The organism is Microbacterium sp. NPDC055455 (assembly GCF_053619935.1).
Genome location: NZ_JBSHLB010000001.1, coordinates 610,894 through 629,160 on the forward strand (window position 1 = coordinate 610,894; position 18,267 = coordinate 629,160).

At 69.9% G+C, this 18,267-nt stretch carries 19 protein-coding genes; 5 read left to right on the forward strand and 14 right to left on the reverse strand.

Annotated elements, in window-relative coordinates; all coding sequences use genetic code 11:
• Positions 1 to 146: 146 nt before the first annotated feature.
• Positions 147 to 587, forward strand: coding sequence for a hypothetical protein (locus ACWGUG_RS02670; protein WP_336394081.1), 441 nt, complete (start codon positions 147 to 149; stop codon positions 585 to 587).
• A gap of 25 nt (positions 588 to 612) precedes the next feature.
• Here ACWGUG_RS02670 and ACWGUG_RS02675 read toward each other — a convergent pair whose 3' ends face one another.
• Entirely contained in the window at positions 613 to 1,410 is a 798-nt protein-coding gene (locus tag ACWGUG_RS02675; protein ID WP_452323758.1) for an alpha/beta fold hydrolase, read from the reverse strand.
• A gap of 128 nt (positions 1,411 to 1,538) precedes the next feature.
• Between ACWGUG_RS02675 and ACWGUG_RS02680 the strand changes: the two genes are divergently transcribed.
• Entirely contained in the window at positions 1,539 to 2,324 is a 786-nt protein-coding gene (locus tag ACWGUG_RS02680; protein ID WP_452323759.1) for a hypothetical protein, read from the forward strand.
• Between the two features lie 63 nt (positions 2,325 to 2,387).
• Positions 2,388 to 2,567 carry a CsbD family protein gene (locus tag ACWGUG_RS02685; protein ID WP_336394078.1) on the forward strand — a complete coding sequence of 60 codons (180 nt, stop codon included), beginning with the start codon at positions 2,388 to 2,390 and terminating at the stop codon, positions 2,565 to 2,567.
• 100 nt (positions 2,568 to 2,667) lie between these two features.
• Here the strand turns inward: ACWGUG_RS02685 and ACWGUG_RS02690 are convergent, their stop codons facing one another.
• Positions 2,668 to 3,603, reverse strand: coding sequence for an aldo/keto reductase (locus ACWGUG_RS02690; protein ID WP_336394077.1), 936 nt, complete (start codon positions 3,601 to 3,603; stop codon positions 2,668 to 2,670).
• A gap of 127 nt (positions 3,604 to 3,730) precedes the next feature.
• Between ACWGUG_RS02690 and ACWGUG_RS02695 the strand changes: the two genes are divergently transcribed.
• Positions 3,731 to 6,013: an esterase-like activity of phytase family protein gene (locus ACWGUG_RS02695; RefSeq protein ID WP_452323760.1), complete on the forward strand. Its 2,283-nt coding sequence runs from the start codon at positions 3,731 to 3,733 to the stop codon at positions 6,011 to 6,013.
• A 53-nt stretch (positions 6,014 to 6,066) separates the two neighbouring features.
• Here the strand turns inward: ACWGUG_RS02695 and ACWGUG_RS02700 are convergent, their stop codons facing one another.
• From ACWGUG_RS02700 to ACWGUG_RS02750, 11 genes are all read right to left on the reverse strand, one after another.
• Positions 6,067 to 7,317, reverse strand: a complete 1,251-nt coding sequence (locus ACWGUG_RS02700; RefSeq protein ID WP_452323761.1) for an alpha/beta fold hydrolase — start codon at positions 7,315 to 7,317, stop codon at positions 6,067 to 6,069.
• 33 nt (positions 7,318 to 7,350) lie between these two features.
• Positions 7,351 to 8,868 carry an MATE family efflux transporter gene (locus tag ACWGUG_RS02705; RefSeq protein ID WP_452323762.1) on the reverse strand — a complete coding sequence of 506 codons (1,518 nt, stop codon included), beginning with the start codon at positions 8,866 to 8,868 and terminating at the stop codon, positions 7,351 to 7,353.
• 138 nt (positions 8,869 to 9,006) lie between these two features.
• Positions 9,007 to 10,254, reverse strand: a complete 1,248-nt coding sequence (locus tag ACWGUG_RS02710; RefSeq protein ID WP_452323763.1) for an MFS transporter — start codon at positions 10,252 to 10,254, stop codon at positions 9,007 to 9,009.
• Positions 10,255 to 10,270: 16 nt separating this feature from the next.
• On the reverse strand, positions 10,271 to 11,509 hold the full coding sequence (locus ACWGUG_RS02715; RefSeq protein ID WP_336394072.1) for an amidohydrolase: 1,239 nt from the start codon (positions 11,507 to 11,509) through the stop codon (positions 10,271 to 10,273).
• Between the two features lie 74 nt (positions 11,510 to 11,583).
• Positions 11,584 to 12,336: an SDR family NAD(P)-dependent oxidoreductase gene (locus ACWGUG_RS02720; protein ID WP_452323764.1), complete on the reverse strand. Its 753-nt coding sequence runs from the start codon at positions 12,334 to 12,336 to the stop codon at positions 11,584 to 11,586.
• A 128-nt stretch (positions 12,337 to 12,464) separates the two neighbouring features.
• Positions 12,465 to 12,782: a hypothetical protein gene (locus ACWGUG_RS02725; RefSeq protein WP_452323765.1), complete on the reverse strand. Its 318-nt coding sequence runs from the start codon at positions 12,780 to 12,782 to the stop codon at positions 12,465 to 12,467.
• A gap of 60 nt (positions 12,783 to 12,842) precedes the next feature.
• Positions 12,843 to 13,325 carry a DNA alkylation repair protein gene (locus ACWGUG_RS02730; protein WP_452323766.1) on the reverse strand — a complete coding sequence of 161 codons (483 nt, stop codon included), beginning with the start codon at positions 13,323 to 13,325 and terminating at the stop codon, positions 12,843 to 12,845.
• 118 nt (positions 13,326 to 13,443) lie between these two features.
• Positions 13,444 to 14,121 carry a phosphatase PAP2 family protein gene (locus ACWGUG_RS02735; RefSeq protein ID WP_452323767.1) on the reverse strand — a complete coding sequence of 226 codons (678 nt, stop codon included), beginning with the start codon at positions 14,119 to 14,121 and terminating at the stop codon, positions 13,444 to 13,446.
• Between the two features lie 131 nt (positions 14,122 to 14,252).
• Positions 14,253 to 14,570, reverse strand: a complete 318-nt coding sequence (locus ACWGUG_RS02740; RefSeq protein WP_452323768.1) for a hypothetical protein — start codon at positions 14,568 to 14,570, stop codon at positions 14,253 to 14,255.
• Positions 14,571 to 14,756: 186 nt separating this feature from the next.
• Positions 14,757 to 15,053, reverse strand: coding sequence for a hypothetical protein (locus tag ACWGUG_RS02745; RefSeq protein WP_452323769.1), 297 nt, complete (start codon positions 15,051 to 15,053; stop codon positions 14,757 to 14,759).
• A gap of 245 nt (positions 15,054 to 15,298) precedes the next feature.
• Entirely contained in the window at positions 15,299 to 16,129 is an 831-nt protein-coding gene (locus ACWGUG_RS02750) for a MerR family transcriptional regulator (protein ID WP_452324186.1), read from the reverse strand.
• A 157-nt stretch (positions 16,130 to 16,286) separates the two neighbouring features.
• Between ACWGUG_RS02750 and ACWGUG_RS02755 the strand changes: the two genes are divergently transcribed.
• Entirely contained in the window at positions 16,287 to 16,853 is a 567-nt protein-coding gene (locus ACWGUG_RS02755) for a hypothetical protein (protein ID WP_452323770.1), read from the forward strand.
• Positions 16,854 to 16,930: 77 nt separating this feature from the next.
• On the opposite strand, the gene ACWGUG_RS02760 is transcribed toward ACWGUG_RS02755, so the two are convergent.
• Entirely contained in the window at positions 16,931 to 18,205 is a 1,275-nt protein-coding gene (locus tag ACWGUG_RS02760) for an endo-1,4-beta-xylanase (protein WP_452323771.1), read from the reverse strand.
• Positions 18,206 to 18,267: the final 62 nt, after the last annotated feature.

The following is an 18,267-nucleotide window of genomic DNA, read 5'->3' on the forward strand; positions in this document are numbered from 1 at the left end:
GGTCGACACCTCACGGTAGGGGCGCAGCGCCCGCTGTTCAACACTCGGCCGATCGGGCAGGAATGGAGAAGCGCGGGCGGTGGCACCCGTCATAGCGTGAGGATCACGAGCCGCGAAGCTGCCCCACGAACATGAAGGAGAAAAAGATGGCCGGGAAGACATCGTCCGACGGACTGACTCAGGAAGAGCGGGAAGCCGTCAAGGACCGCGCGAAGGAGCTGCGCGCCCAGGCGAAGGCCGGAAAGAGCCGGGAAGCGGGCACGAAGCAGGTGCTCGAGGCGATCGGCAAGCTCGAGGGCACCGACAGGGTCCTGGCCGAGGGCTTCTACAAGGTCGTCTCCGAGACTGCGCCCGACCTCGTGCCCAAGACGTTCTACGGGTTCCCCGCCTTCGCCGATGCCGACGGCAAGGTGGTGGTGTTCATCCAGCCGGCGTCGAAGTTCAAGACGCGCTACGCCACGATCAACTTCGACGAGCCGTCTCGCCTGGACGACGGCGACATGTGGCCCGTGGGCTTCGCGGTGCTCGCGTGGACACCGGCCGTGGAGAAGAGGATCACCGACCTCGTGACGCAGGCCGTCGCCTGACTCAGGGCCCGCCGGCGTCCTCCGCTCACGGAGAGAGGAAGTCCAGTGCCGCCTCTCGGAACACCCGGGACCCCGGCGTGTTGAAGTGGTGCCGCCCCGGGATCTCGACGAACGTCCCGTGCGGCGCCGTCGACGCCAGCGCCCGGGAACGCTGCAGGATGGCGTCCTCGGACCCGGTCGCGAACAGCACCTGCTGCTGCGGCGGCCGCTCGGGATCCGGGTCCGCGTCGCCGAATCGCATGCCCTCGGCGAGCGCGATCAGGGCGCGCAGGTCGTTGTCGCGCACCCGCTCGGCCAGCCGCACGTAGTTCTGGGTCACCGGATCCTCGACCGGTATGCCGTGCTCGGCATACGCGCGCGCCTGCTCGATCCGCAGCCGGCCCAGCGGTCGGCCGTCGGGGATGCCGCCGAGCACGGCGCGGCTCACGTGCTCGGGCGCGTCGACGGCCAGCTGCCAGCCGACGCGCGCTCCCAGTGAGTAGCCCACGTAGCGGGCGCCGTCGACGAGGTAGGTGTCGAGCACGGCGACGAGGTCGGCCACGAACGCGGACATCGAGTAGGCGAGCGGGTCGTGCGGCTTGTCGCTCGCGCCGTGCCCGCGCTGGTCCACGCCGACGACCCGGTAGCCCGCGCGGGTGAGCGCGCGCACCCAGCCGGTCTCGACCCAGTTGTCGCGGCAGCTCGATGCGAAGCCGTGGACGCACAGGACGGTCTCGGCATCCGGCTCACCCCAGGTGTACGTCGCGACCCGGTATCCCTCCGCCGACATGACGTACGTGGGCGGCGGCATCTCGGTGCGTGCGAGCGGGGAGGGTGCGTCCATCCGCCCATTCTGCTCCGCGCCGACGGCGCCCGGCCACGGCCCCTGCGCGAGGGCCGCATAGGCTACGCCTCGCGCGCGCAGTTGGCAACCGGCTGAGTCGCACCGGGTCGGCGGCATACGTTCGCAGCATGAGCACCGACAATCCTCGGGACCCGAACCGGAACACCGTTCCGCCCGGGTCGACCGCAGCAACGCCGCGTGATCCGGGCGACGATCGCACTCGCCCCCTCTACCAGGGGAGCGACGCGAACGGCAACGGCGTCCGCGACGATCGGGAGCCGGTACGCGCGCAGGCTGTGGACCGGGACCGCGACGGTGTCGCCGATGCCCGCGAGGGGTCGCTGCACGACACCGTCGTCCAGCGCGAGAAGGAGCGCTTCGGCGGAATGAAGTTCGGCTCCGCGTTCTTCGGGTGGCTCACCGCCCTCGGAGCACTCGTGCTCCTGACCGCCGTCGTCGCGGCGATCGGCGCTGCGACGGGCCTCACCGCCCCGGAGGTCGTGGAGGACGCGGCCGAAGCGGCGAGCGAGAACCTCGGCGGCGCCACCGTCATCGGCGCCATCGCGATCGCCCTCGTGCTCTTCGTCGCCTACTTCGCCGGCGGATATGTCGCCGGGCGCATGGCGCGCTTCAGCGGTGCCAAGCAGGGTCTCGCCGTCTGGCTGTGGGCGATCGTCATCGCGATCCTCATCGCCCTCATCACCGCGATCGCCGGCAGCCAGTGGGACATCCTCGCGAACGTCGACATCTTCCCGCGCATCCCGGTCAGCGCCGACGCCGCCACCCTCACCGGCATCCTCACCGCCGTCGGCGCCGCCGTCATCGCCCTCGCCGGAGCGGTGCTGGGCGGCATGGCCGGCATGCGGTACCACCGTCGCGTCGACCGCGTCGGACTCGCCGGAGAACGCTACTGACGTCGCCGCCGGGCGACGACCTCGACCCGCAAGGGACTGAACCCACAAGGAAAGGAGATGCCCATGGGCGTCGGAGATGACATGAAGCACAACGCAGAAGACCTGAAGGGCAAGGCCAAGGAGGCCGTCGGAGACGCGACGGACAACGAGCGCCTCGAACGCGAAGGCCAGGGCGAGCAGTTCAGCGCCAAGATGAAGAAGGCCGGCGACGACGTGAAGGACGCGTTCACCGGCGATCGGTGACCTGCCCCTCCGGTGCCCCGGGATCCCTTGGATCCCCGGGGCATCGTCGTGTCACCCCGGGGGCTCACGACAGGTGGGCTCAGGGCCCGGCGTCGTGGGCTCAGGGCACGCGGTAGCCCGCCGCGCGGAACAGCTCGTACCACTCGGCACGGGTGAGGGCGACGTCGGATCCCTGCGCGGCACCGCTCACGCGCTCGGGCGTCGTCGTGCCGAGCACGACCTGCATCGCCGCCGGGTGACGTGTGATCCAGGCCACCGCGATGGCGATCGGCGGCACGTCGTACGCCGCGGCCAGCCGATCGATCACGGCGTTCAGATCGGCGTAGTCGGGAGAGCCCAGGAAGACGCCGTTGAAGAACCCGGCCTGGAACGGCGACCACGCCTGGATCGCGATGTCGTGCAGCCGGCAGTAGTCGATGATGCCGCCGCTGTCGAGCGTGACCGACTGCTGCTCGCCCTGCATGTTGGCGGCCACGCCCTGCGCGATCGACGGCGCATGGGTGATCGACAGCTGGATCTGGTTGGCGACGAGCTGCTGCCGCACCGACTTCTTGAGCAGGTCGATCTGACGCGGCGTGTGGTTCGAGACGCCAAAGGCGCGCACCTTTCCGGCGGCCTCGAGCTCATCGAAGGCGCGCGCCACCTCGTCCGGCTCGACGAGGGCGTCCGGCCGGTGAAGCAGCAGGATGTCGATGTAGTCGGTCTCGAGCGCACGCAGCGATCCCTCCACGGCCTCGATGAGGTGCTCGTACGAGAAGTCGAAGTACGGCCCCTCGCGGACGATGCCCGCCTTCGTCTGGATCGTGATCTGCTCGCGCTCCGACGGCGAGAGCCGCATCGCCTCGGCGAAGCGGCGTTCGCAGCCGTGCATGTCGCGGCCGTAGACGTCGGCGTGGTCGAAGAAGTCGATGCCCGCATCGCGGGCGGCGCGCACGAGGGTGCGGACGGCGTCGTCGTCGAGGTCCTGGATGCGCATGAGCCCCAGCACCACGTCGGGTGCCGGGCGGTCGATGCCGGTGAGTCGGATGGTCTTCATGGACTCACGCTAGGCACTGCGGAGAGGGATGTCCAAGGCGCCCGATCCCTCCACGTTCACCGATCCGTCCCGGATTCGTCGCCGGCACGTCAGCGGGAGGCCGGGCGGCCGCGATTGCGTCGGCTCCATGAGTCGATTCCCCACACGACGCGTCCTGCCGCGCCTTCTCGCCGCGGCAGCCGCGGCGGCCACCGCCGTCGCGCTCCTTCCCGCCACCGCTGCCTCCGCCCAGCCGGTAGCCGCTGCCCCCGCGGCGTCGCAGTCGCCGTACGTGCAGACGCACGTGCCGACGCTCGTCGCCCGCGCCACTCTGTCGGCCGACCACCTCGAGCCCGGCCCGGTCTCGGGCGCGCTCGCGACTCCGGCCAACGGCCGCACCGGACCCTGGAACGGCCAGGTCATCCCCGGCTTCTCGGCTGCGATCGACAACGGCGACGGCACGTTCTGGGCGCAGCCTGACAACGGCTTCGGCGCCAAGGGCAACTCCGCCGACTTCCTGCTGCGCAACTACCTCGTGCGTCCGGCCTGGCAGACCGCCGAGGGCGGCGCCGGCGAGATCGAGGTCGAGCGGTTCATCTCGTACAACGACCGCAACGGCGTCCTCGACTTCCCGATCGTCAACGACGGCACCGACGAGCGCCTGCTCACCGGCGGCGACTTCGACATCGAGTCGGTCGTGAAGGCCAAGGACGGCACGTTCTGGGTCGGCGAGGAGTTCGGCCCCTTCCTGCTCCACTTCGACGCCGACGGCACGCTGCTCGAGAAGCCGTACGCGCTGGACGGCGCCAAGTCGCCGCAGAACCCCTACCTGCAGCCGGGCGAGACGCCCCGCGTGCGGGCGAGCCGCGGGTTCGAGGCGATGGCCGCCTCGGCCAACGGACGCTACCTGTACCCCGTGGTCGAGGGCTCCTACGCCGACGACGCCGACCTGCGCCGCCGCGAGATCCTGGAGTTCGACACGCGCGCCGGGCAGTACACCGGCCGCACGTGGAGCTACCAGACCGACCAGGAGCCGAATGTCATCGGCGACGCGTTCACCGTGCGGGGCGACGTGCTGATCCTCATCGAGCGTGACGACTTCGAGGGCGAGCAGTCGGTCACCAAGCGCGTGTACGAGGTCGACCTCCGCCGCACCGACGCCGAGGGCTACCTCGAGAAGACGCTCGTGCTCGACGCGCTGCGCATCGCCAACCCGTACGGCATCGGCGCGGGCGACGGCTACGGCACCGGCGAGGTCTTCTCGCTGCCCGTGCAGTCGTTCGAGACCATCGTGCAGCTGAAGGACGGCAGCCTGCTGATCGGCAACGACAACAACTACCCCGGCAACGACGCGCGCATCCCCGGCACGCCGGACGACACCGAGTTCGCCGTCATCGACCTCGACAAGACCAAGATCGAGCCGTCGACGGTGAGCCTCATCGGCCACCGCGGTGCGAGCGGGTCGCGTCCCGAGCACACCCTGGCCGCATACGAGACGGCGATCGTGCAGTGCGCGGACTACATCGAGCCCGACGTCGTGTCGACGAAGGACGGCGTGCTCGTCGCGCGTCATGAGAACGAGATCAGCGGGACCACGGATGTCTCCACCCGGCCGGAGTTCGCCGCGCGCAAGGCGACGAAGGTCATCGACGGATCCGCCGTCACCGGCTGGTTCACCGAGGACTTCACCTTCGCCGAGCTGCGGACGCTGCGCGCCAAGGAGCGCCTGCCCCAGACCCGCCCGGCGAACACGGCGTTCGACGGCCTGTACGTCATCCCGACGCTCGACGAGGTCATCGACCTCGCCCGCCACTCGATCAGCTGCGACGGCCGCACGGTCGGCGTGTACCCCGAGACGAAGCATCCGTCGTACTTCGACTCGATCGGGCTGTCGATGGAGGAGCCGCTCGTCGAGGCGCTGCGTGCGAACGGCCTGGACCGGGCCGACGCGCCGGTGATCGTGCAGAGCTTCGAGACCGCCAATCTCCGCGACCTCGACGCGCTCACCGACGTCACGCTCGCGCAGCTCGTCAGCGGCTCGGGCCGGCCGCACGACTTCACGGCCTCGGGCGACCCGCGCACGTACAAGGACCTCGTCACGCCGGCCGGCCTCGCCGAGATCGCGACCTACGCCGACGGGGTCGGACTGGAGAAGTCCGTGATGATCCCGCGCACCGCCGACGGCCGCCTGGGCACGCCCACGCCGGTCATCGCCGACGCGCACGCGGCGGGGCTCTCGGTGCACGGCTGGACGTTCCGCGCCGAGAACCAGTTCCTCCCGGTCGACTTCCGCTCCAGCGCCGACCCGAACGCATACGGCGACCTCGACGGCGAGCTGAAGGCGTTCATCGGCGCCGGCATGGACGGGGTCTTCAGCGACCACCCCGGCATCGCGGCGGTGACGATCGACACCGTCACGCTCGCCGGCTGACCATCGCGGAGGGGCGGAGGATGCCGGCGGTGTCCTCCGCCCCTTCGCGCCTGTCAGCGCACGGCGCGCTCGTGGGCGAGGTCGATCAGCCGCGACAGCACCCCGCCGCCCGAGCGCAGCCCGTTGTGCTCGTGCTCGCTCGTCACCCACGTGGCGACGCCCGGCAGCAGCCGGGCGGTCTGCATCGAGAACTCCAGCGGCACGAAGAGATCGTTGACGTAGACGGCGGCCGCACCACGAGCGCCGGACGCGGCGATCGCCGCGGCGTCGTAGAGCTGAGGCCATTCGAACTCCGCGAGCTCGAGCGTCACGTCGCGCCACGGCTGAAGGCCGGGCACGGTGTCGGCCCACTCCCTCCGCACGTGCTCGCCGGTGAGCAGCGTCGGATCGTCGCGGAAGTCGTCGGGCTCGGTGCGCTCGGCCGACCATCGCGTGGCGTGGCCGTCGGCGTAGCTGGACTCGTGGAAGACGTAGTACAGCGGGTTGCGCGGGCCGAACGGCAGGGCGGCGAGGAGATCGTGCCGGAACGCGTTGGTGCGCGGATCGAGCTCGAGGAGGGACCAGAGCGTCTGCCAGCCGTCGTTGGATCCCAGCAGCGAGCCGACGGACCGCACCCGTGACACCGAGGCGACCTCGCCGCCCGGGAGCACGAGCTCACCGCGGTCCGCGAGGTCGACCACCCGCCGCATCGCGTCGCGATGCCCGGGGAAGCGCCGGTAGTACCGCTCCGACGCGTCGCGCAGCTTGTCGTACGCGAGCGCGTAGATGTCGTCGGGGTGGCGGCCCACCGCGCTGAGCCCGCCGGTGATGTAGACCTCCGCGAGGGAGGCGGCATCCGTCGACAGGTATGCCAACGTGGTGAACCCGCCGAACGACTGGCCCAGCACGCTCCACGTCGGCGTGCCGAGGTGCTCGCGAAGGGCCTCGGCGTCGCGCACGATCGAGTCCGCGCGGAGGTGGGTGATGTACTCGGCGAGATCGGCCGTGCCGCGCTCGAGGTCGCGGTCGCCGACGGGTGTCGATCGACCGGTGCCGCGCTGGTCGAGGAGCACGACACGGTAGTGCTCGAGGGCCTCGTCGAGCCACGACGGTCCCGACGGCGAGTGGAAGGGACGGGGTGCCTCGTGCCCCGGTCCCCCCTGGAGGAACACCAGGTAGGGCAGGCTCTCGCCGCCCTCCCGCGCGACGACGGCCGCGTGGATGTCGATCGTGCGGCCGTCGGCCGCGTCGTCCCACACCAGCGGAACGGTCAGCGTGTGGTCGTGGATGGTCAGGTCCTGCATGCGGCGCATCGTCACGGGCATGCGGTCGAGCCTAAGGGCACCCGCCGACGGCGGTCAGCCCCGGGTGCGACGCCGGTCGCGCGCGGAGAGCACCGGGAACCGCCGCCGGTGCCGGCCCGGCTGCCGCGCCGCCGCCGGGAGCACGATCGGCTGCGTGACGACCGCGTCCACGACCATCGAGCCGTCGGTGGGGCCGATGACCGGGATGGGCGTGGTGGGGGTGGCGACCATCGGCGTGACCGGCGCGTGCGCGAGCTGCCGGTGCGCGTGGATGTACGCCGGCACGAGGACGAGCACCGCACCCAGCCACGCGAGAGGATTGCTCGCTGCGACCCCGATGAAGCCGAAGATGCCGCCGAGCACGACCGCCGCCCCCACGCGCATCACGAGCTCGATCACGCCGGTGACGGTCGGGATCAGCGTGTGGCCCAGCCCCTGCAGCGCGCCGCGCAGCACGAACAGGATGCCGAGGATCCAGTACGTCGCGCCGTTGATCGCCAGCATCTGCGCGGCCATGCCGACGACCTCGACGGCACCCTCGCCCACGAACAGCCGCACGAGCGCCGCACCGAAGGCGATGAGGAGCACGCCGAGGACGATCGAGGCGGCCACGGCGATCCACGTCGCCTGCGTGACGCCGCGCCGGATGCGGTCGGGGCGGCCGCCGCCGTGGTTCTGGGCGACGAACATCGACACCGCGAGGCCCAGCGACTGCAGCAGCGCGACGGCGAGGCCGTCGACCCGGGACGCGGCGGTGTATGCCGCGACGGCGTCCGCGCCCAGCGTGTTCAGCGCGACCTGCACCGACAGCGTCCCGATCGCGATGATCGACGCCTGGAAGCCCATCGGCAGTCCGAGGCGCAGGTGGTCGGCGAGCTCCGCGCGGCTGACCCGCCAGTCCTCGCGGCGGACGTGGAGCACCGGCATCCGTCGCCGCATGAACTCCAGGCACAGGAGCACCGAGACCGCCTGCGACACGACGGTCGCCAGCGCCGCACCGGCGACGCCCCAGTCCAGCGGGCCCACCATGAGGATGACGAGCCCGACGTTGAGCCCGCACGCCAGCGACAGGAAGAGCAGCGGGGTGCGCGAGTCGCCGATCGCCCGGATGATCGCCGAGAGGTAGTTGAAGAACATCATCGCGCCCGCGCCGAGGAAGCTGATCTGCGCGAAGACGACGGCGTCGTCCATCAGCTCGGGGGGCGTCTGCAGCATCACGAGGAGCGGCTCGCTCAAGAGCGGCGCGCCGACGGTCAGTACGACCGTGCAGGCTGCGGTGAGGATCGTGCCGGCCGCGACCGAGCGCCGCACCGCCGCGAAGTCGCGGGCGCCGAACGCCTGCGCGGTGGGGATGGCGAAGCCGGACGTCAGACCCCAGGCGAACCCGAGCAGCAGGAACAGCATGCTTCCCGTGGCCCCGACCGCGGCGAGCGCATCGACGCCCAGGTGGCGGCCGACGACGATCGCATCGATCACGTGGTACAGCTGCTGCACCACGTTGCCGATGAGGAGCGGGACGGAGAACAGGACGATGACGTGCCAGGGGCGGCCCGTCGTCAGGGCGGTAGGCATGGGGCGGCTCTTGAACGAGAGTGCGGAAAGAGGGCGGATGCCGCGACCGCGGCTGCGAAAGACCGTGCGGCGACAGACCTCACATACTATCGAATCGATTCGGATCCTTCACGCCCGAATACCGGCGATGACCGCGACTCAGTCCGATTCGGGGAGAGACTTCATCGCCCGAAGCGGCGGCGACAGCACCGCGACGATCGCGGCGACGGCGAAGACGATCGCCACGACGACGAGCGTCCACGCGTCACCGACGAGACCCACCGCCGCGCCGCCGGCGAGGGCGCCGAGCGCCGCCGCGGTCCGGTTGGCGGAACGGATGTTCGCGTTCACGCGTCCGAGCAGGGAGTCGGGCGTGACCGCCTGCCGCAGGCCCATCTCGTTGGCGTTCTCGACGCCGGCGGCCAGCCCGTGGATCGCGAGCGCTATATAGAGGAGCACGGGTTCCGCCGACAGCCACGCCGTCGCCCCCGCCAGCAGCCACGCGATCGGATAGGCCGTACGGGCGACGATGATCGCCGGCCCGGTGCCCAGCCACGACCCGAATCTCGACGCGAAGGTCGCGCCGAGCAGAGCCGCCGATCCCGAGACCGCCAGCAGCAGCCCGAACGTGAAGGCGGTGAAGCCGAGGGATCGCAGCGCCAGCAGCGAGAGCACTGTGAACGCGATCCCGTTGGCGAAGAACCAGACATGCGTCGACACCGCGAGCGGTCCGAGCGTCCGGTGGGCGTATGCCCAGCGCAGCCCCTCGACGATCTCGCGGCGGAGGTTGCGCTCGGGGCGGCGCTCCCGCCGCTCATCGACGCGGATGCTCGCGTTCAGCAGCGCGTCGACGAGATAGCTGACCGCGTCCACGGCCAGCACGATCGGCGCTCCCAGCAACGCGACGAGTCCGCCACCCAGCGCCGGGCCGACTGTCTGGGCTGCGGCATCCGTCTGATCCAGTCGCGCATTGGCCACCACCAGTGAAGACCGAGGCACGAGCCGGGGGAGGAAGGACTGCGTGGCGGCGAACCCGAACACCGAGAAGGAGCCGAACAGCAGCAGGAGCACCACGAGCATCCAGATCTCAAGCACGCCGGCCAGCCAGAGCACCGGGATCGCGCCGAGCGAGAGTGCTCGGCCGATGCTCGACCAGACCAGGATCGGCTTGCGGCGCCAGCGATCCGTGTAGGCGCCGGCGATCAGCCCGAGCAGGGCGTACGGCACGAACTGCGCGGCATTGACGATGCCCACCTCGAACGGGGTCGCGCTCAGCAGCTGCACCACGAGCACCGGCATGGCGACCGCCGTGACGGCTGTGCCGAACGAGCTGATCGCCGCCGCCGTCCAGTACCGTCCGAACGAGCCGCGCGGCCGCGGCGCGGCGTCAGCGGGATGCGCGCTCACGACGGTCGTGTCGGGGTCACGCCATCCACGCTGTGCGGCCGAAGCGCTCCCACCGCTCGACGACGCGCGTGTCGGCAGCGCCGTCCGCCGGCTCGAGCACCGCGCGCCCCTCGATGAACACCCGCTGCACGCGCGACTCGACCGCGAGCGGGTCGCCCGACCACACGACCACATCGCCGTCGCGCCCGACCTCGAGGGCGCCGACACGATCGTGCAGACGCAGGATCTCAGCCGGATTGACCGTGAGCGCGGCGAGAGCCGTCTCGGCGGGCAGGCCGTCGCGCATCGCGAGGATCGCCTGCAGGCGGATCTGGTCGATGGGGACCACCGGGTGGTCGGTCGTGATGGCCACCTTGACGCCCGCCTGCGCGACGAGCGCGAGGTGGCCGATGCCACGGTCGCGCAGCTCGACTTTCGATCGCGAGGTGAGCATCGGGCCGAAGATGACGGGGATCTGCTTCTCGGCGAGGACATCGGCGATCTTGTGCGCCTCGGTCCCGTGGTTCACGACCAGCGTGTAGCCGAACTCCTCCGCGAGCCGGATCGCCGTCGCGATGTCGTCGTGCCGGTGGCAGTGCTGATCCCAGAGGAGGTCGCCCGCCAGCACGGCGGCCAGCGTCTCCTTGCCGAGGTCCCGCTCGAACGGCTCGTCCTTGGCGAGGGCGGCGTCACGCTTGTCGGCATAGTGCTGTGCCGCCGTGAACGCGCTGCGGATGACGGATGCCACGCCCAGGCGCGTCGACGGCGTCTGCTTGAGCTCGCCGTAGACCCGCTTCGGGTTCTCGCCCAGCGCCGCCTTCACCGACACGTCCGCGGCGAGGATCTGCTCATCGACCGTCCGGCCGCCCCAGGTCTTGATGGCGACGGTGCGGCCGCCGATGGGGTTGCCCGATCCCGGCTTGATGACCGCGGTCGTCACACCGCCGCGCAGCGCGTCGCGGAAGCCCATCTCCTCGATGTCGATGCCGTCGAGGGCGCGCAGCCGCGACCCGTTCGGATCCGTCATCTCGTTGGTGTCGTTGCCGGACCACCCTTCGCCCTCCTCGTGCACCCCGAGGTGACCGTGGGACTCCACGAACCCCGGAAGCACCCAGCTGCCGGACGCGTCGACCACCTCCGCGCCGTCGGGGACCTCGGTGTCGGGTCCGCCGACGGCCGACACGACGCCGTCCGTGACGATCACCGTGCCGTTCGGAATGGGGTCGGCGCTGACAGGGACGACGTAGCCGCCGGTGACGGCGAGAATGCGAGCCATGCCCTCCAACCTACGCCGGGACCTCAGACACCCCAGCGGGCGATGCTGAGCTCTCGTGGACCACCGCGTCAAGCTCAGCGGATGGTCCACCCGCCGTCGACGACCAGCGTGTGGCCGGTGATCAGCGACGCCGCGGGAGAGCAGAGAAACACAACGGCTCCGGCCACCTCGGTGGGTGTGCCGATCCGATGCAGCGCCGCGATCCGGTCGATGACGTCGGCGCGGAACTCGGGGTCGGACAGCGCCTCGGCCGTGCCGTCGGTTTCGATGAACGTGGGGGCGACCGCGTTGACGCGGATGCCCCGGTCGCCCCACTCGACCGCATGACAGCGAGTCATGTGCAGCATCGCCGCCTTTGCGATGCAGTACGACGACTCGCCGGGCAGCGCCACGATGCCTGCTTGCGACGCGATGTTCACGATCGCGCCCCCGGCCGGCATCGAGCGCGCGACATGCTGTGAGAGGAACAGTGCCGAACGCACGTTCAGCGACCACACCGCGTCGAAATCGGCCTCCGTGACGTCGATCGCCGGCCCGTTCACCCCGCCGCCGGCGTTGTTCACGAGGATGTCGAACACGCCATCATCGGATGCCGCGTCGATCGACGCTCGGGCCTCATCGAGCTGCGTGACATCGAGCGTGATCGAGGATGCGCAACCGCCCTCAGCCCGGATCGCACGGAGTGGTTGTTCCGCGCCGTCCGGATCGCGGACGCCCAGGACCACGTGAGCACCGGCGGCTGCGAGCGCGTGCGCGATCGCAAGACCGAGACCGCGGTTGCCTCCGGTGACCAGAGCTCGCCGGCCGGTCAGATCGAAGTAGTCCATGTCGCTCCTCAGTCACTCGCTCCGGAGGGCGCCGCCTCGCGCCCTTCGTTCGGTCACTCCGCGCCCGAGACTAGTAGCCGCGCGAAGGAGGGCGCGCATGTCGGACCGCGGGCGCGCGAATTCATGCGCTACGAAACCTGGGTCCAGTGGCGAACCACATCGTCGCGCTCCACGAGGAACCGGTCGTCCTCGGGGTAGTAGACGGCGGTCTCGATGTCCGCGCCGGCGAAGCCCTTGATCGCCTCGAGGCTCTGCCAGCGCGACACCGTCACGATCTCGGTCGTGCCGTCGCCGAGGTCGCGTGTCAGCATCCACGCGTCGAGGTTCCCGGGCGTCTCGCGATACTCCCTCATACCGGTGCGTTCGATGTACGCGACGTACTCGTCGGTGTCTTCACTCCGCACACTGCCTCGCCACATCCGGACGACGGCCTTCTGCGCTGTCATGCCGCCATTGTGGGCGGATATCGGATGCTGCGCACCCGGGTGCGCGGACACCCTTCGCGCCTATCCCGCCAGGAGGGCGGCAGCAGCACGCAGGCCCTCAGCATCGGCCGAAGCCCAGCGGGCCACGATGCGCCGGGCGCGATCGGCCTCAGTGCCCGTCAGGCGGGCGAGCAGCGGTCGCACGACGTCCAGGGCAAGCGGCTCGATGAGATCTGGAACGCGGGCGTCGCGGAGGAACCCCTCGATGCGGGTGAGGTCGTTGCCGCTGAGCGCGTCCACCTGCCCCTGCAGCAGCACGATCGCCGCGAAGCGGCGCTCGAAGACGGGCGCCGCCCACAGCTCCGACGCGAGTGCGGTGATGTCGTCGTGCTCGAGTCCGCGATGTCTCCGGAGCGCGTCGCGGACGGTGCCGCGGATCGCGCCGACCGAGGCGCCGTAGACCCGGAGCCCGCCGACCGACGCATCGCCGTCCGCCCACGTGCGCCACTCCGACGCCTCGGCCCGCAGCGTGCGGTCGATGAAGGCGGCGGCGGGTGATTCCACATCACCATCCTCGTCGACGACGATCTACCGATGATCAGTGATCGCGCGCGGCTTGCCGATCCGTGAACGGGCGACCTGCAAGGCCTGCGCGCCCGTCGGGCGGCGTCATCCCGCCCGCCTACGACGAGAGCAGCTCACGCCGCACCACAGCGGCGCTCCATCGTCCCAGCACGGCGCCTACGACGGTGTCCGAGATGTGATGCTGGCCGCGGTAGACCCGCGAGAACGCGATCGCGCCGGGAATGCCGTACCGAAGGAGGGGGCGGAGGAGCCGCGCGCCGCGGCCGCCGTGGCTATCGAGCAGGTCGGCGAGCGTGCCGTGGAGCGCGAAGGCTGCCGCGGTGTGCCCGGAGGGGAACGACGACGTCGCGTGTGGCTGCTCGGGGCGCCACACCCCCTGGGGTCGTGGCCGCCCCACGAGCGCCGCGGACGCGACGAAGCACGCGGTCTCGAGGGCGAGCGCCGCCGCTGGCGCGACCGCTGAGCGCCGGTCCCGCGTCAACCACCAGGTGATTCCGCACCACATCGCGCCGTTCGCGATGGTCTGCGGCACGCCGGAGTACCACGAGAGCAGCTCGGTGACCCGGTCGATCGGCTCGCGTAGCCCAGTCGGGACGGCGGGGTCAGCCGCGACGGCGCCATCGTCCGACCGGTGGCCGAACGCTTCCTGGAGCGCACGCACGGCCCGATCCTCGCGTGGGTCGTCGCCGCCGAGAAGCCGCATCGCCCGCCCAGCCGCGGTCAACACCACGACCGCGCCGAGCCCCGACAGGACGACGGCTCGGAGCAACGGCATGCCCGCATCGTAATGGCGCTGCGCGGAGGGGAGTACGTCGGAGATTCCCACCGCCCCATAGAGATACGCCACCACGGTCGCCCCGCCGCGACGCTCCGGTCATCTCCGCCTGCGGTGTGCCAGGCGGGTTGTCAGCCTTCGGCCACGAGGGTCGACGATGCGACGTCGATCACGCAGAGGCCCTCGTCGGTCTCGCGGTAGAACACATCACCCGGGAACGCTGAGCCGGGTGCCAGACCCTCCGGCAGGCCCTCGAGGTTGATGTTCCATTGAGGATCGAGCGGAACCTGCTCCTCCCAATAGTCTGCGAAGAAGTGCTCCGGCTCGCCGGCCGACAGGCCCAGCCAATCGCTCGGGCCTCCGAGCTCCGCCTCGGAGTCGGCGCAGACGAGATCGGTCGGATTCCCACGCGCCATGGCGTCGATGAGCTCCTCGGTCGTCTGGATCACGCGCGCGCCGTCCGTTCCCCAGATGACCGAATCGAGCGAACAGCCGGTGAGCCCGACTGACAGCGCGAGCGCAACGAGCCCGCACGATGCGCGACGAAGATGAGTCACCACGCGAATCTAGCGAAGGGTTGCGGCAGTCTCTCGCTCTGCGTGCGCGGGATTGGCAGTGTGTGGTGCTTGGCGTGGTCAGTTGCTGGTCATGTTGCGAAGTTCGCGAGCTATGCCCGCAATCACGACCGCCCCGACTATGGCGGCCACACCGCTGAGGAGCAGGATGTTGATCCACGTCGCCAACGCCGAAGCTGTCTCGCTGTCATACGTCGTGTAATCGGTCACTTGGACGAGCACGTTCCACAGCATGAACGCGACTACCCATGCGAATGCGCCGACGATCACGAGGGTGACCAAATACGGGTTGCGTCGGGCGTTCGCCGCTTCTCCTGCCAAGGCTGCCTCTTTCGCAGCAACGGTGCTCTCGACCATGCGTGAAGTGTTGCACCGCCGGGCGGGCCTGGCAACGCGCACCCGTGCCTTCCGGTCGGTGAGGTCTGGATGCCACACGTCGGTCCCCGGCTGCAGGTCTCGACCTGCGATCCCAGCGTGTCCGGCCGCCTGCGGCCGGTCCTCATCGGAGCCGATTGTCTGAGCGGCTCACACAAGCCGAGTCCGGTGTCGCCGTGTCTGCGCGCTTGACGTCGTTGAGCGCACGGAAACGTGTGCCGGTTCGGTTACGTTGTCGCGGGGATGCCGATGATCGGCTGTTGGAGCTGGGTGAGCCACTGCGACTGCGGCAGCGGTTCTGACTCCAGGTAGACCTCGCGTCCTGCGCCGGCCATCGTCACCCCAGCCTGAGCAAGGCCTGTCATGAACTCGTGCCAGGCGTCGCCGATTCCGGGCATGTCGCCGCGGTAGTCGAAGACGGCAGCGTGCGGGACCTCGGGAAGTGTGACGACCTCCCATGCCGGATTCTCGACGGGATCGCCACCGGCGATCCACGAAACCCACACGCGCATGTCGTCACTGCCGTCGACCGGTTCGTACCAGAAGATTCCTGGCTCCTTGAAGTCGACGCGCGATTCCTGCAGCGCGCGAAGGAGCGGGGGCAGGATGCGATCGACAACGGGCGAGACGTTCTCGGGCCCGCTACCGGGAGCAATCTCGCTTGTCGCATAGACGGTGACGGCGGGCAGGGAGGTGTAGGTGATTCCGCTCACGGTGCGAGCTCCTTCCAGGCGGGAGAGTCGCGCATCAATCCGGGCGACGCGTGCGGCATCTGCGGCGATCGAATCCGTGAGCTCCTCGCGTCGGCGGGCCAGGATCGCGCGAGTGGCGGCATCCCGATCATTCGACGAGAGCACCTCGGCGGCATCGTCCAGCGAGCACCCGAATCCGCGGAGGTCGACGATCCGGAGGAGGTCCGACAGCTGCAAGGAGTCGTAGCGCCGGTATCCCGTGGACGGGTCGACCCGAGCGGGCTTGAGCAGCCCGATGGCGTCGTAGTGCCGCAGCATTCGCGCGCTCACACGCCCGTATGCTGCGAACTCTCCGATGGTGTACATGATGGAGACCACGATCGACCCTGACACAGTGAGAAGGTCAAGCGGAACCGCAAGAAGGCCGAGCGGATGGCGGTCCGCACGCGCCGCGGGCGCTGTTGCCCTCAACGAGCCGGCCTCCGGCTCGCAGGGCGGTGTACCGCGGTCCTATGCTCGGCTCATGATGCGGATCGGCAGGTCATCATCGGTTCGGGCTTTTCGCGAGACGAAGCGGGAAGCGCTGGGACGCGCCGGGTTAGCCGCGGTCGCCACGACGCTGCTGACGCTGCTGGTTGGATGCGCAGCCAGCTCCGTCACCGACGGTGACGGCAGTCGAGCGGTGCTGTACGACTCGATCGACGGGCTCGCGAGCGACAGTACGGCGATTGTGATCGGCACAGTGACTGACCAGCGGACCGACGGCGAGACGACAATCTCCACCCTCGATGTGTCGAGCGCGCCGGCGTCTCCGCAGCTAGGAGCCACAGCTCCAGAAGCTGAGCAAGTCAGCGCCGGGGACGCCGTCGCTGTCCGGCAGGATCCGTCGTCCCGGCCTCTCCTCGAAACAGGCAAGGAGTACGCGTTGTGGCTGACTCCGACGATGCTGGACGGCGACGCAGCCAACGACTTCTTCATCACCGGATCGAATGCGGGGATGTACCTCGTAGACGGGGACATCGCTCGCCGTGTGGCAACGGAAACGGGAGACAAGCTGCCCGAGACGATCGAGATCGCGGGGCGACCCTGAGCGACCATACGGCGCGGGTCTTCCAGGGTTAGCCCTCGAGCCGGTCCGCAAGTGCGCAGCCGGGGTGACCGCTTGCATCAGCCGCGCAGGCGAGTCTCCACCGTGGAGCCGTCGGCCGCGCTCGGAACCGAGAAGTGCGCGGAGCCCTGGGGTGCCGTCACGCGATAGTCTCCAGCGAAGCCGCGCACCCGGACGCGCCCGTCCGCGTCGGGACGCAACGCCTGGGGAGCGTGCCACCACTCCCCGCGAATGAGGCCGCGCAGGGCACCATAGGCGGGCTTGGGTGAGGCGTCGGAACGGAGAAGCCCCGACGGTGCGCCCAGCCATGACCCCTCGTCGGTCAGCCCCCAATAGGTGAGCGACTCCACCGCGGGGTGCGCCACAACCGTGCGGTAGTGCCGCACGAGCTCGTCGGCCTGTCGGGCCTCACCCTCGGGCGTGGAGGGCCAGGAGTCGATGACATAGTCGTTCAAGTCGACGATCTCCGCCGGCATGAGGTCGCCCGAGAGCAATGTCGTCTCGGTGAGCTGGAGCGGCAGGCCGAAGCGTGCGAATCGCTCGAGGATGTTCCAGATGTTCTCCTCGCCTCGGAAGCCCTGGTGCATATGAGTCTGCAGGCCGAGGGCGTCGATCCGCACCCCCGCGTCGAGGCATTCCTCGATCAGCCGCTCGTAGTCCGTGCTGAGGTCGAAGTCGTTCAACACGAGCCGGGCGGACGGATTCGCCTCGCGCGCCGTCTCGAACGCCAGACGCACCATCGCCACGCGACCCTTCGCCTGAGCGAGCCGGGTGACCGCGTTGTCCTCCGCCGTGAAGACCGGCAGTATCACCGCCTCGTTGATTGCGTCCCACAGGTCGATGACCCCCGTGAAGGCGGTGACCTCTCGGACGATGCGGTCGCGGATCGTGGCCTCGACCTCCGCATCGGTCCGCTCCTGGAGCCAGCGCGGGGCGAGCGTGTGCCAGACGAGCGGATGCCCCTTGACCCGCACGCCTCGGTCCGCGAACCAGCGAGCCGTCGTGAGGAGCCGAGCGGTGTCGGGACGCCCCGGCTGCGGCTCGAAGCCGCGCCAGTAGAACGGGAGGGTGACGCTGTCGAACAGATCGAGCCAGGCGTCCAGGAGCGGCACCGCCCGGTCGGTGTCTGCGCCGCCGAAGACCCGTGAAGCGCCGCGGTCACTTTGAGGCGGCCCACCGAGCAGCTCGACGAAGTCGAAGCCGATGTTCCCGAAGCCGAACGCGTGCCGTGTCTGCTCCACTGTGACGGGCCCGTCCGTGAGGGGGGTGCCGTCGGGGGCGATCAGCTTGAGGGAGATCTCCTGGAACCGATGCGAGAGGTCGGGTGCCGACATCCGCTCTCCTTCAGATAGGGGCGAGGTGTTTTGTTTCTCTTCCCGACATATTCGCATGTCTT